This window comes from Streptomyces sp. SS7, from assembly GCF_037993025.1.
In the GTDB taxonomy this organism is placed as follows: domain Bacteria; phylum Actinomycetota; class Actinomycetes; order Streptomycetales; family Streptomycetaceae; genus Streptomyces.
The window spans coordinates 3,078,268-3,090,496 of record NZ_CP141223.1; the positions used below are offsets into that span (position 1 = coordinate 3,078,268).

At 70.3% G+C, this 12,229-nt stretch carries 14 protein-coding genes; 5 read left to right on the top strand and 9 right to left on the bottom strand.

Annotated elements, in window-relative coordinates:
- Nucleotides 1-111: 111 nt before the first annotated feature.
- On the top strand, nucleotides 112-1,536 hold the full coding sequence (gene pyk / locus U5640_RS13990) for a pyruvate kinase (RefSeq protein WP_340376135.1): 1,425 nt from the start codon (nucleotides 112-114) through the stop codon (nucleotides 1,534-1,536).
- 108 nt (nucleotides 1,537-1,644) lie between these two features.
- Here the strand turns inward: pyk and U5640_RS13995 are convergent, their stop codons facing one another.
- The 4 genes from U5640_RS13995 to U5640_RS14010 all read right to left on the bottom strand — a co-directional run bounded on the left by U5640_RS13995 (nucleotide 1,645) and on the right by U5640_RS14010 (nucleotide 5,981).
- Nucleotides 1,645-3,000, bottom strand: a complete 1,356-nt coding sequence (locus U5640_RS13995; RefSeq protein ID WP_340376136.1) for a hypothetical protein — start codon at nucleotides 2,998-3,000, stop codon at nucleotides 1,645-1,647.
- Nucleotides 2,990-3,571 (bottom strand): DUF6114 domain-containing protein, encoded by a 582-nt coding sequence (locus U5640_RS14000; protein ID WP_340376137.1) that lies wholly within the window; start codon nucleotides 3,569-3,571, stop codon nucleotides 2,990-2,992. Before U5640_RS14000 ends, U5640_RS13995 begins: the two co-directional genes overlap by 11 nt.
- Before the next feature lie 132 nt (nucleotides 3,572-3,703).
- Complete coding sequence (locus U5640_RS14005; RefSeq protein WP_340376138.1) at nucleotides 3,704-4,348, bottom strand: DUF6230 family protein; 645 nt, start codon at nucleotides 4,346-4,348, stop codon at nucleotides 3,704-3,706.
- A 652-nt stretch (nucleotides 4,349-5,000) separates the two neighbouring features.
- The gene (locus U5640_RS14010; RefSeq protein ID WP_340376139.1) at nucleotides 5,001-5,981 is read right to left on the bottom strand and encodes a tetratricopeptide repeat protein; all 981 of its coding nucleotides are present in this window, start codon (nucleotides 5,979-5,981) and stop codon (nucleotides 5,001-5,003) included.
- A gap of 260 nt (nucleotides 5,982-6,241) precedes the next feature.
- Here U5640_RS14010 and U5640_RS14015 point away from each other — a divergent pair, with 260 nt between their 5' ends.
- Complete coding sequence (locus U5640_RS14015) at nucleotides 6,242-6,865, top strand: TetR/AcrR family transcriptional regulator (RefSeq protein ID WP_340376140.1); 624 nt, start codon at nucleotides 6,242-6,244, stop codon at nucleotides 6,863-6,865.
- A gap of 139 nt (nucleotides 6,866-7,004) precedes the next feature.
- Here the strand turns inward: U5640_RS14015 and U5640_RS14020 are convergent, their stop codons facing one another.
- The 3 genes from U5640_RS14020 to U5640_RS14030 all read right to left on the bottom strand — a co-directional run bounded on the left by U5640_RS14020 (nucleotide 7,005) and on the right by U5640_RS14030 (nucleotide 9,085).
- Nucleotides 7,005-7,343, bottom strand: coding sequence for a DUF3817 domain-containing protein (locus tag U5640_RS14020; RefSeq protein WP_340376141.1), 339 nt, complete (start codon nucleotides 7,341-7,343; stop codon nucleotides 7,005-7,007).
- A gap of 43 nt (nucleotides 7,344-7,386) precedes the next feature.
- Entirely contained in the window at nucleotides 7,387-7,896 is a 510-nt protein-coding gene (locus tag U5640_RS14025) for a MarR family transcriptional regulator (RefSeq protein ID WP_340376142.1), read from the bottom strand.
- Between the two features lie 112 nt (nucleotides 7,897-8,008).
- Nucleotides 8,009-9,085 (bottom strand): matrixin family metalloprotease, encoded by a 1,077-nt coding sequence (locus tag U5640_RS14030; RefSeq protein WP_340376143.1) that lies wholly within the window; start codon nucleotides 9,083-9,085, stop codon nucleotides 8,009-8,011.
- A 286-nt stretch (nucleotides 9,086-9,371) separates the two neighbouring features.
- On the opposite strand from U5640_RS14030, the gene U5640_RS14035 reads away from it, so the two are divergent.
- The gene (locus U5640_RS14035) at nucleotides 9,372-10,025 is read left to right on the top strand and encodes a TetR/AcrR family transcriptional regulator (RefSeq protein WP_340376144.1); all 654 of its coding nucleotides are present in this window, start codon (nucleotides 9,372-9,374) and stop codon (nucleotides 10,023-10,025) included.
- Nucleotides 10,026-10,075: 50 nt separating this feature from the next.
- Here U5640_RS14035 and U5640_RS14040 read toward each other — a convergent pair whose 3' ends face one another.
- Nucleotides 10,076-10,369 carry an MTH1187 family thiamine-binding protein gene (locus U5640_RS14040; protein WP_340376145.1) on the bottom strand — a complete coding sequence of 98 codons (294 nt, stop codon included), beginning with the start codon at nucleotides 10,367-10,369 and terminating at the stop codon, nucleotides 10,076-10,078.
- Nucleotides 10,366-10,719, bottom strand: a complete 354-nt coding sequence (locus U5640_RS14045; RefSeq protein WP_340376146.1) for a DUF3817 domain-containing protein — start codon at nucleotides 10,717-10,719, stop codon at nucleotides 10,366-10,368. Before U5640_RS14045 ends, U5640_RS14040 begins: the two co-directional genes overlap by 4 nt.
- Nucleotides 10,720-10,916: 197 nt before the next feature.
- Here U5640_RS14045 and U5640_RS14050 point away from each other — a divergent pair, with 197 nt between their 5' ends.
- Nucleotides 10,917-11,549 carry an AIM24 family protein gene (locus tag U5640_RS14050; RefSeq protein WP_055635098.1) on the top strand — a complete coding sequence of 211 codons (633 nt, stop codon included), beginning with the start codon at nucleotides 10,917-10,919 and terminating at the stop codon, nucleotides 11,547-11,549.
- A 1-nt stretch (nucleotide 11,550) separates the two neighbouring features.
- A complete protein-coding gene (locus tag U5640_RS14055) occupies nucleotides 11,551-12,201 on the top strand; it encodes an AIM24 family protein (protein WP_340376147.1) in 651 nt (216 codons plus the stop codon).
- The last annotated feature ends 28 nt before the right edge of the window (nucleotides 12,202-12,229 follow it).

Genomic DNA, 12,229 nt, shown 5'->3' on the forward strand with positions numbered 1-12,229 from the left:
CGCAGGATGGATATGCGGCTCCGCCGCGTGGCAACTGAGCGCGAACCCGCCCATTTGTATCTTCCGCCAGACGGAATATTCCGTAGCGAAACAAACCGATAGGATCGCCCCATGCGCCGTTCGAAAATCGTCTGTACTCTCGGCCCCGCGGTCGACTCCCACGAGCAGCTGGTCGCCCTGATCGAAGCCGGCATGAACGTGGCCCGCTTCAACTTCAGCCACGGCACGCACGCCGAGCACCAGGGCCGTTACGACCGGGTCCGGGCCGCCGCCAAGGAGACCGGCCGGGCCATCGGCGTCCTCGCCGACCTCCAGGGCCCGAAGATCCGTCTCGAGACCTTCGCCGAGGGTCCGGTGGAGCTGGTGCGGGGTGACGAGTTCACCATCACCACCGAGGACGTCCCCGGCGACAAGACGATCTGCGGCACGACGTACAAGGGTCTGCCCGGTGACGTCTCACGCGGCGACCAGGTCCTGATCAACGACGGCAACGTCGAACTGAAGGTCCTGGACGTCGAGGGCCCGCGGGTGCGGACGATCGTCATCGAGGGCGGTGTCATCTCCGACCACAAGGGCATCAACCTGCCCGGCGCGGCCGTCAACGTGCCCGCGCTGTCCGAGAAGGACGTCGAGGACCTCCGTTTCGCGCTGCGCATGGGCTGCGACATGGTCGCGCTGTCCTTCGTCCGCGACGCCAAGGACGTGGCCGACGTCCACCGCGTGATGGACGAGGAGGGCCGCCGGGTCCCCGTCATCGCCAAGGTGGAGAAGCCGCAGGCGGTCGAGAACATGGAGGACGTCGTGATGGCGTTCGACGCCGTGATGGTCGCCCGTGGCGACCTCGCCGTCGAATACCCGCTCGAGAAGGTCCCCATGGTGCAGAAGCGCCTCATCGAGCTGTGCCGGCGCAACGCCAAGCCGGTGATCGTGGCGACCCAGATGATGGAGTCGATGATCACCAACTCCCGCCCGACCCGCGCCGAGGCCTCCGACGTGGCCAACGCGATCCTGGACGGCGCGGACGCGGTCATGCTGTCGGCGGAGTCCTCGGTCGGCGCCTACCCGATCGAGACCGTGAAGACGATGTCGAAGATCGTCACGGCGGCCGAGCAGGAGCTGCTGAGCAAGGGCCTCCAGCCCCTCGTCCCCGGCAAGAAGCCGCGGACGCAGGGCGGTTCGATCGCGCGCGCGGCGTGCGAGATCGCCGACTTCCTCGGCGGCCGGGGCCTGGTGGCCTTCACCCAGTCCGGTGACACGGCCCGCCGGCTCTCCCGCTACCGGGCACAGCAGCCGATCATCGCCTTCACCACCGACGAGAACACGCGCAACCAGCTGACGCTCAGCTGGGGCGTGGAGTCGCACGTCGTGCCGTTCGTCAACACCACCGACGAAATGGTCGACATGGTGGACCAGGAGATCGCCAAGATCAACCGCTTCAACCCGGGCGAGACGGTCATCATCACGGCCGGCTCCCCGCCCGGCGTCCCGGGCACGACGAACATGCTCCGGGTGCACCACATCGGCGGCGTGGCGTAGCAAGGGCCGGTACGCCACTGAGGGCGCCCCCCTGTGACAGGGGGGCGCCCTCAGCTGTGAGCGGCTCCCGAAGTGGCTCTGTGGGCCGGGTGGTTCAGGTGTGGTGCGTCAGGTGACGTACTGGTGCAGGCCCGGGACGGTCAGCGTGCCGCCGAACTGGCCGGCCTGCTGGACCTTGACGTTGGTGAAGTAGATCAGCGGGATGTTCAGCGGCGGCGGGTTCTCCGGGGTGAACGTGACCGGTATCAGGCCGAACAGGTTCCCCGAGATGCTCTCGGTGTACATGACCGTGTCGCCGTGGTCGATGGTCGAGTTCGGAAGACCGGTGCGCGCCTGGACGTGGTAGGTCTTGCCCGCCTTCTTGTCGATCACGGTCTGGTGCAGGTCGCCGATCTCGATGCCGCCGGAGATGACGTACTTCAGGACCTGCTTGGTCTTGCCGTTGGACGTCTTCACCTTGACTATGCCCTGGTAGTCGGCGCCCTTGAGCAGCAGCGAACTGGCGTTCAGGTACCAGGGGTCGTCGGGCAGGGCCAGCTTGTTGTCGACGCCGCTCACGTCGTCCGTGGCGACCGGGCAGTCCTCGACGTCCGTCGTGGCGCTCGCGGAGGGGCTCGGCGAGGCGCTGGCGGAGGCGGAGGGCGAGGGGCTCTCTGTCGCGGTGCCGGTGGCGTCGGCGGCGGCCGCCGCCTCGCTCGCCGCGTCCTTCACCGTGCCGGTGGTCTTCTCGGTCTTCTCCTTGGTGGCACCGGAGGAGCCCGAGGAAGAGTCCGAGGAGGTGCCCGCGGCGCTTTCCGAGGCGGAGGCGGAGGGCGACGGGCTCGCCGTCGCGGTCGCGTCGCCGGAGTTGTCGCCGTCGAAGACGTCCTTGATGGCGTCCCCGATGGTCTCCAGGATGTTCTTGCTCGTCTCCGTGGCAGCCGGGGTCTCCGCCGCGGTGTCGTCGGAGGACGACGCCGAGGTGTCCGTCGAGGACGCGGCGCCGGAGGAGGCCGACGGCGAGGGCTCGGCCGTGTCGTCGGAACCTGAATCCGACGAGGAGGAGCCGCCCGAACCGCTGTCCGCGCCCGCGTCCGTGTCCTTGGAGGTCGTGTCCTTGGAGGTCGTGTCCTTGGACGTCGTGTCCTTCGAGTCGCTCGTGGACGCGTCCTTGGTGTCGGCCGGCGACTTGGAGGCCGACGGCGACGCGGAGTCGGACGCCTCGGCCGTCATGGCGTCGACACAGGCCTTGTACTCATCGGCCGTGAGGCTCTTCGACGCCGGCTGTTCGTCCGCGCGGGCGAGCGTGGGCGTGAAGCCCATCCCCATGAGCACGGCCGTCGGCATCGCCGCCAGGGCGATCGCCTTGCCCGCCGGCACGTGCATCCGCGCGAGCAACGGCTTCCTGGGTGCCGCGTGGCGTGGCCCGGTTCTCACACGGGACGCGTCCGCGTCCGCCCCGTGCGTCACCTCGTCAGCCGACACTGTGCCTCCCGTTCGCCCCGTTGGCCGGGCTCGTTTCTGACATGTCGTTCGGCTCTTCCGGCCCGCCGTCGGCGTCGGGGCGGGCGGGGGCGTCGTCGGCCTTGGTGAGGTCCAGGACGGCGCTCTCGGGCGCGCCGCCGAAGCCCTCCGGCGTCTGCTCCGCCTGCGGCTCCTGCGGTGTACCCGGCACCCACGCGATGGCCATCGCACCGCCGATCATCCCGAACAGGAAGCCGACGACGAAGCCACCGAAGTTGGACACCGGGAGGGAGACCAGGGCCAGCAGGATCGCCGCGACACCCGCGAAGGTGCGGATGTGGTGCTGGAACCAGACGCTGACGCCCAGGACGACGAGCAGGACCCCGATGATGAGCGATCCCGCACCGGCCGTGGTGGACATGCGGATCGTCAGCTGACCGATCGTGAGGTGCGCGTACGGGAAGTACATGATCGGGACGCCGCCGATCATCATGAACAGACCGGCCCAGAACGGCCTCATGCCGCGCCAGGCGCGGAACTGCAGCCTCCAGCGGGTGAACAGGCTGGTGGCAGCAGGAGTCTCGGCGCTCATGGAAACAGCTCCCTGGTGCGGTGTTGCTCTGTGAAAGGGGGTCTTCCTAGCCGCACGGGACCGTGCGGGAAGACCCGGTGGAGAGATGCGGGCGGGGGCGCCTCACCGGCTCCCCCGCCCGTCACCGAGTGCCTAGTAGCACGGGTTGGCACCCGCGGAGAGCTTCATGCTCAGCCCGGGCAGGGTGAAGGTTCCGGCGGTGGTCGCCCACGCCGTCTGCTTCACGCCGTACAGGTCCACGGACGTCGCCTGCTGGCCGAAGCCGTAGGGGTTGGACTTCTCGTCGCCGCCCTTCATGGGCGGGTTGGTCATCGAGCCGGCCTGGACGCCGATGTCGAGACCGTTGAACACCGCGTTGTCGGCGCCGAGGTCCTCGACGTCGATGTACAGGTTCGAGGCCGAGACCTGCTTGTCCTCGTCCTTGCTGTCACCCGCCCTCAGCGTCAGGGTGACCGAGCCGAGCAGCGGGATGTTCGGCGTGACGACCGACTGGCACATGTTCTGGATGCGGGCCTTGTGGAACGCCGACACCGCGACCGGGTGGATCGTGTCCTTGCCGTCCAGCGTCTTGCCGGCGTCGATGGCACCGTACTGCGAGAAGCCGTCGCCGTGGATGTAGTCGGCCTTGACCTTGAACGACTGACCCGACACGCTGAACGACGCGGCCAGCGCACCCTGTGCCAGGGCGACGCCTATCGCTGCCGTGGCGGCGACGCTGGGCACCATGACCAGCGCGAACCGCTTCCATCTGGTCCCGCCACGCACCTGGGACTCCATATTTCCTCCTTCTCGGACGTACATCTCCTGGCCCCGACTCGCCCCACTTATGCGGCAGCTCAGCCGGACAGGGATGGGAGAAGTGCTACGTCCTCGGGAAGGGGAGCGCCCGTCCCGGAGGCGCGTACCGCGCACCGATCACCGGCGATCACCCCCGAGCGACAACCACTGGTCGCGCCTGACACGCATCACGCACAACCTTGCTGGACAGGCTTCACCCAGCGGCGAAGACCCCCCTGCCCAAGAGCCCGCGGCGTGTGCCGTCGGCTCTGCTCGGTGGGGACCCAGGAAAACCCGTTGTACCCAACCGGCTGTCGGGGTACGGGAATGGACCGAGCGTGGCCGATCGTGGTCCATTCTGGCCGCCCGCACAAGGGGGTTCGTTACTCGCTAGTAACGGCCGGATAACCGTACAACGACCCAGAGGTCTCGGGCGGCGACTGAGGGTGTCAACAGGGCCCGGCACAAAGTCGTTGATGGACGGACAGAACCCGACAGATCAACGGCCTCGTCTTACTTCCAGTAACAGCGGCCGCGATTACCAAGATTTGGTAAAGCGCGGCCGCTGAGGAACCAACTCGGCTGAATTTTCACTCGGGAACCACACGCCCCCGACGTTTAGCGACTGGTCAGCCCCGGGCCCGGGCGCGGCTCAGAACAACGCGCGCGCCAGCGCCCGCCGCGCCGCCGCCACCCGGGGGTCGTCCGGCCCGACGACCTCGAACAGCTCCAGCAGCCGCAGCCGTACGGCGTCCCGGTCGTCGCCGGCCGTGCGCCGCACGGTCTCGATGAGCCGCCCGAACGCGTCCTCGACATGACCCCCCACCAGATCCAGGTCGGCGGCGGCGATCTGCGCCTGGGCGTCCGCGGGATGCTCGGCCGCGTCCTTGCGCACCTGCTGCGGGTCCATCCCGCCGACCCGGTGCAGCAACTCGGCCTGCGCCAGACCGAGTTTCGCCTCCGTGTTCGCCGGGTCATCCGCGAGTACGTTCTTGTACGCCTGCACCGCGCCGCCGAAGTCACCCGCGTCCAGCGCCTGTACGGCGGCCTCCAGGAGCGCGTCGTACGGGCCGGGCTGCGCCTCGGCGGCCGACGCGCCACCCGCGCCCCGGGGCGCGGCATCGGGGTCGACGGTCAGCCCGGTGAGCCCGAACCGCTCCTCGGCGACCTGCACCAGCTGGTCCAGCGTCTGACGGATCTGGGCCTCGCCCGCGGCCCCCTGGAAGAGCGGCAGCGCCTGGCCCGCCACGACGGCGAACACCGCGGGGATCCCCTGCACCCCGAACTGCTGCATCAGCATCTGGTTGGCGTCGACGTCGATCTTGGCGAGCAGGAAGCGGCCGTCGTACTCGACGGCGAGCCGCTCCAGGACCGGGCTCAGCTGCTTGCAGGGCTGGCACCACTCGGCCCAGAAATCGATGACGACCGGCACCTCGGCGGAGCGTTGCAGAACCTCGCGCTCGAAGCCCGCCTCGTCGACGTCGATGACGAGATCGGCCGGGGAGACGGCCCCCGTGCCGCCCTGCCGGGCCGTTTCGGCGCGCGTCTGCTCCGCCTTCGCCTTGGCCTCCTGGGCCGCCTTCACCGCGGCGAGGTCGACGACTCCGCTCATGGACATGTTCCGTGGCTGCATGCGTCTATCCTCCCCCGTCCGCGCGCCTGGGCGAAAAGCGTTCCGAAAGCGTCCTGCCCAGGCGTCGGGGTCCCCACCCCACGCCCGCGTCCCCGGTTCGTGAAACGTCCGTCACGAGTGGTGCGGAGCGGCGTCGCACGCTTTCGCTACGCGTCGTATCGTAATGGCACCGAGTGCCGGTGCACCATGGGTTCCCCGTGATCTCTCTCACGGCGACCGGGGGACTGGCAGGTCCGAAAACTGCGGTTATGGTCGGGGCCATGCAGAGCCGTACCCCCGTCGGCCGCGCCGGCCGCCCGCGCAGCGCCGCCGCGGACACCGCGATCCTGGCCGCGACCCGGGAGGCGCTGGTCGAGCTGGGCTGGTCGAAACTCACCCTGGGGGACGTGGCGACGCGCGCCGGGGTGGCGAAGACGACCCTGTACCGCCGCTGGGCCGGCAAGAACGAACTCGTCGTCGACGCGGTGGCGGAGCTGTTCGCCGCACTGGAACTCCCCGACCGGGGCAGTCTGGCCGCCGACATCGAGGGCGTGGTCCTGCAGTTCGCGGCGATCCTGGCACTGCCGGAGGCACGCAGCGGGCTGATGGCGGTGATCGCCGAGTCCACCCGCGACGAGGCGCTGCGCGCCCGCATCCGCTCGTCCATCGTGGAGCCGCAGAAACACCTCGTCCTGGAGGGCCGCAGCCGGGCCCGGCTGCGTGGTGAACTCCCCCCGGAGGCCTGCCCGGCGGAGGCCTCCCGCACGGCCGACCTCATCTTCGACATCGTCGCCGGCGCCGTGGTCCACCGCACCCTGGTCAGCGCGGAACCGGCGGACGAGGAGTGGGTGCGCCGGTTCACCGACGTCCTGCTGCTGGGCCTGGCGGGCGCACCGGGCGCATAGGGCCTGTCGTTTGGATCATGCCGCGCGTCCGAACGACAGGCCCTAGCGGGGCGCGGCAGGGCAGGGTGTTGCGGTGGGGGCCCAGGGCAGCACGAAACCGCCGCACGCGTGCGTACGGCGGTCGGGTGCCGCTCGGGGGCTACGCCTTGACGACGTCCGGGGCGGCGTCGGCGACCCGCTCCTCCAGCTCGCGCGTCACCTTGCGCTCCACGAAGAACGCGGCCGTCGGCACGGTGCCGGCGAGCAGCACCCACAGCTGCTTGCCGACCGGCCACTTCGCCTTGGAACCCAGGTCGAAGGCGAAGACGAGGTAGACGACGTACAGCCAGCCGTGCGCGATGCCCACGGCGCGGGTGAAGCCGTCGGCGCCGTCGAGGTCGAGCACGTACTTGGCGATCACGCCCAGGGTCAGCAGGACCAGCAGCACACCGGTGACGTAGGCCATCACGCGGTAGCGGGTCAGCACGCTCTTCTTCATGCCGTCGAGCGTAACCGCCCGTTCCGGTAGATCTTGGGCCGGGTCAGTCCTCGTCGAAGTCGCGCGCCGCGACCCGCAGCGGGCGCAGCATCGCGAAGATCTCGGCGCACTCCTCCGCGTCGTACACGCCGAGCCCGAAGTCCATCGCCATGAGGTCACGGGTGGCCGCCTCGACGACCTCGCGGCCCTTGTCGGTGATGACGGCGAGGGTGCCGCGGCCGTCGTTGGGGTTGGGGCGCCGGGCGACCAGACCCGACTTCACGAGGCGGTCGACGGTGTTGGTCACCGAGGTGGGGTGCACCTGGAGCCGCTCGCCGATCTTCGACATGGTCAGCTCGCCCTCCTTGGAGAAGGTGAGCAGCACCAGTGCCTCGTAGCGGGCGAACGTCAGCCCGTACGGCTTGACCACCGCGTCGACCTCGGCGAGCAGGATCTGGTGCGCCCGCATGATCGACGTGATCGCCGGCATGGACGGCACGTTGCCCCACCGCTGCTTCCAGAGCTCGTCGGCGCGGGCGATGGGATCGAAGGGGAGACTGAGCGGCTTCGGCACGGAATCGACCCTACCCGCCGGTCATATCGTGGTCAGCCCCGTCTCGGCTTTCGGTCCCCCGGCGCGCGGGGCCTTCGCGCGTCCGGCGGACGGCGAAGGCCGACGGCGGCTCTCAGTAGATGCTGCGCAGTCCCAGCACGTCCCCCTTGCCGAGGGTGCGGGCGGTGGTGGAGCAGGCGAAGGAGCTCGGGAACATCGTGAGGTTCTCGTGGCCCTGCCCGACGTGGCCCAGGCCGAAGACATGGCCGGCCTCGTGGGTGGCGACGCTGCGGATGTCGTACGCGTCCTCGCAGGGCCCCGTCGGGTCGTCGGTGAAGGTGTAGTCGTGGATGTTGAAGCGGACGTCGGCCTCGATCAGCCGGTCCGGGCCCCGCGAGACGGGGCGGCTCCAGGAGCAGGTCGTTGCGACGCTGTCGCTGCTGAGGTCCCCGGCGTCCCAGACGTTCATGCCGTCCCGGTAGGTGCAGCGGGCCATGTGGTCGATCCCGGCCTCGTGGCCGGTGGCGGCCAGGAACCTGGCGCGGGCCCTGATGGTGTCGGCGAGTCCGCAGGCGTTGCGGCCCCGGATGACGGCGGTGATGCCGTCCTGGAAGGCCTGGCGGACCTGACGGCGGGGCAGGTCGCCCGGCTGGGGGCCGTCGCCGATGAACCACTCGTACGTGCCGTACTCCTTGCGGTCGGCCACGGAGTAGGCGGTGTCCGCGCAGGGGGCGGGGGCGTCGGCACGGCTGCCGGTGAGGCGGGGGGGACGGGCGCCCTTGGCCGACGGCCGGTGCCGGGCGTCGGCGTGGCTGCGGTCACCCTTGCCGTCCGCAGGGTGGCCGCCCGTGCCGCCGCCCCCGCCGTCGTCGTAGCCGTAGGACACCGTGCCGTCGGCGGCGACGGCGAGGGTGAAGCCGCGGCTGGAGCCGTCCGCCGTGAGGGAGTCGACGCTGACCTGGGTGCCCGGTTCGGGGACCGTGAGGCCCGCGCCGCCGTGGGTGACCAGACGGCCCACGGCGCCGCAGCGGGTCGCGGAGGAGCCGGCGGGCAGGTCGTCGACGGTCAGCTCGCCGGGGGCGAGCACGCACGCGTGGCCGGGGTGTCCCGCACGCGTGTGCGTTCCGGCTCCGGACGCGAGAAGGGCCAGCGCGGCCGCCAGGAGCACGGCGGCCGAACAACGGTTCATCACACAGGACTTGATCGACACCGGGAGAGATTAGCCAGCGCCCCTCGGGCCGAAACCCGTCCCCCGGTCGCCCTATTGAGCGATTGCTCAAACGGGTGTACCGTCCCACGCGAGCCGTTTGAGCGATCGCTCAAACAGGCCCCGACCTGGGGAATTCGTATGACGATCTTCATGGAGATGCGCATCCGGGTGCGCCCGGACGGGTACCGGGCGCGACCACAGGACCCGTCGGAGCGCCACCGCTGGGGTCCGTGATGCACCCGGAATTCACCCGTATCGACCATATTCCGAGCACGGAGGCACCCGATTGAGCCCCGCACCGCGCACCGGTCCGGACACCAGGACCAAGCTGCTGGAAGGCACCTTGCGCACCCTCACCGAGCAGGGCATCGCCAAGGCGTCGGCGCGGACGATCGCGGCGGCCGCCGGTGTCAACCAGGCGCTGGTCTTCTACCACTTCGGCACCGTGGACGAACTGCTCGCGGCGGCCTGCCGCTACGGCGCCGAGCGCACGGTGGCGCGCTACCGCCCGCGTCTCGCCGCCGTCACCTCGCTGACGGAACTCCTCGCCCTGGGGCGCGAGATCCATGACCGGGAGCGCGCGGGCGGCCATGTGGCGCTGCTCGGCCAGCTGCTGGCCGGCGCCCCGACCCACGCGACGCTCGGCCCGGCCACGGCGGCGGGCCTCGACCTGTGGGTCGCGGAGATCGAGCGGGCCCTCGAACGCGTGCTCACCGGCACCCCGTTCGGCGAGTTCACCGATCCCCCGGGCCTCGCCCGGGCCGTCGCGGCCTCGTTCGTCGGGATCGAGCTGTACGAAGGGGTCGACGCGGCCGGTGCCGCCTCCGCGCTCGACGCGCTGCAACAGCTGGGCCTCCTGGTCGCCGCGCTGGAGGAACTCGGGCCGGTGGCCCAGCGGGCGGTGCGGCAGTACCTGCGGCGGGCGTCCGCACGGCGGTGAGCCACGCCCCGCGGCCGCCCTTCACGGGGGGGGGCGGCCGCGGGGGGCGCTCAGTCGGCCAGATGGCGCTCGACCGTCTCCACCTTCGACGTCAGACCGTCCGTCACTCCGGGGCGGATGTCGGCCTTGAGGACGAGGGAGACACGGGGGGCGCGTTCCTCCACGGCGGCCACGGCGCGCCGGACGACGTCCATGACCTCGTCCCAGTCGCCCTCCACGGAGGTGAACATGGCGTCGGTGCGGTGGGGCAGGCCGGACGCGCGGACCACCCGGACGGCTTCGGCGACGTACTCGCCCACCTCCTCGCCGACGCCGAGCGGGGTGACGGAGAAGGCGACGATCACGCGTTCACCACGCCTTCCTTGCGGGCGCGGGCGGCGATGGCGGCGTCGACCGCGCTCTCGGCCTCGCGGCGCAGCCTGCGCTCGGCGAAGAAGCCGCCGGTCGGCAGGACGGAGAGGACGAAGTAGAGGGCGGCCGTCCGCAGGGACCACTTGGCGCGGTTCCAGGCGTCCGCCCAGAACAGCACGTACAGGACGAACAGGATGCCGTGGACCATGCCCATCACGGGCACCGCGTTGAAGTCCGTGGTCCGCTTCAGCACCGAGCAGACGAGCAGCAGCAGGAACGAGACGGCCTCCGGGGCGGAGACCAGTCGGAGGCGGCGGAGGGCGGAGGCGGTCTTCAGGTCCACGGGTCACCTTCGGGGGACATCGGGGGGACATCAGGGGGACTTCGGAGGGTTTGCGTCGGTCCGTTCGCTTGTGAACGCACGCACAAAGGTCCGTCCATTGTGGCAAACGGTCCACCTAGGGGTGCGCTCAGGGTCGTTCTCCACCCTCAGGTGCTGTTCGGCGCACCCGCGGGGCCGCTACCTTTCGCAGCGTGGCGATGTTCCGACTGCAAGGCAGCAAGGTACTCGCCGTCGACATGACCGGGGACGCCGTGAAGGCGAAGAACGGCTCGATGGTCGCGTACGACGGTCAGATGGCCTTCAAGAAGCTCAGTGGCGGCGGTGAGGGCATCCGGGGAATGGTGACCCGGCGGCTCACCGGCGAACAGATGACCGTGATGGAGGTGAGGGGACAGGGGACGTGCTGGTTCGCCGACCGCGCCTCCGAGATCAACCTCGTCAGCCTCCAGGGGGACAAGTTGTTCGTGGAGTCGAGCAATCTGCTCGCGACGGACGCGGGCCTGCGGACGGGGACGAGTTTCACCGGCCTGCGCGGCGCCTCCCAGGGCAACGGGCTGTTCACCACGACGGTGGAGGGGCACGGCCAGGCGGCCATCACCTCCGACGGACCGGCCGTCGTGCTGCGGGTCAGCCCGCAGTACCCGCTGACGGTCGACCCGGGCGCGTACATCGCGCACCAGGGGAACGTCCGTCAGTCCTTCCAGTCCGGTGTGACGTTCCGCACGCTCCTGGGCGAGGGCGGCGGCGAGGCCTTCCAGATCCGCTTCGAGGGGGACGGCCTGGTGTACGTCCAGCCGAGCGAGCGCAACACGATCGCGGGGGACGTCTGAGGTGACCTTCCGAGAGTTCAACTCCAAGATGATCGAGGCGACGGTCGTGCCGGGGCAGCGGCTGTTCAGTCAGCGCGGCGCCATGCTGGCGTACCGCGGCGAGGTCTCCTTCACCCCCAACATGCAGGGCGGTCAGGGCGGCGTGATGTCCATGATCGGCCGGCGGCTGGCCAACGAGGACACCCCGCTGATGACGGTCGAGGGCAGCGGCACGGTCTTCTTCGGGCACGGCGGCCACCACGTCCAGGTCATCCGGCTCACCGGTGACACCCTCTACGTCGAGGCGGACCGTCTGCTGGCCTTCGAGGGCACCCTCCAGCAGGGCACGATGTTCCTGGGCTCGCAGGGCGGGGTCATGGGCATGGTCCGGGGGCAGATCAGCGGCCAGGGCCTGTTCACCACCACCCTCAAGGGGCACGGCGCGGTCGCCGTGATGGCCCACGGCGGGGTCTTCGAGATCCCGATCACCCCGCAGCGCCCCGTGCACGTCGATCCGCAGGCCTACGTCGCCCATCACGGCGACGTCCGCAACAAGCTGTCGACGGCGCTCGGCTGGCGGGACATGGTGGGGCGCGGCTCCGGCGAGGCGTTCCAGCTGGAGCTCAGCGGCAGCGGTGCGGTGTTCGTCCAGGCGTCGGAGGAGAAGCTGTGAGCCACCACCCGGGCGCGGGCCCCGCCGG

Excerpts from the sequence above, each read along its gene's own strand:
- pyk (WP_340376135.1), top strand. The coding sequence starts at position 112 with ATGCGCCGTTCGAAAATCGTCTGTACTCTCGGCCCCGCGGTCGACTCC.
- U5640_RS14000 (WP_340376137.1), bottom strand. The coding sequence starts at position 3,571 with ATGAGCGCCGAGACTCCTGCTGCCACCAGCCTGTTCACCCGCTGGAGG.
- U5640_RS14005 (WP_340376138.1), bottom strand. The coding sequence starts at position 4,348 with ATGGAGTCCCAGGTGCGTGGCGGGACCAGATGGAAGCGGTTCGCGCTG.
- U5640_RS14010 (WP_340376139.1), bottom strand. The coding sequence starts at position 5,981 with ATGCAGCCACGGAACATGTCCATGAGCGGAGTCGTCGACCTCGCCGCG.
- U5640_RS14015 (WP_340376140.1), top strand. The coding sequence starts at position 6,242 with ATGCAGAGCCGTACCCCCGTCGGCCGCGCCGGCCGCCCGCGCAGCGCC.
- U5640_RS14020 (WP_340376141.1), bottom strand. The coding sequence starts at position 7,343 with ATGAAGAAGAGCGTGCTGACCCGCTACCGCGTGATGGCCTACGTCACC.
- U5640_RS14050 (WP_055635098.1), top strand. The coding sequence starts at position 10,917 with ATGTTCCGACTGCAAGGCAGCAAGGTACTCGCCGTCGACATGACCGGG.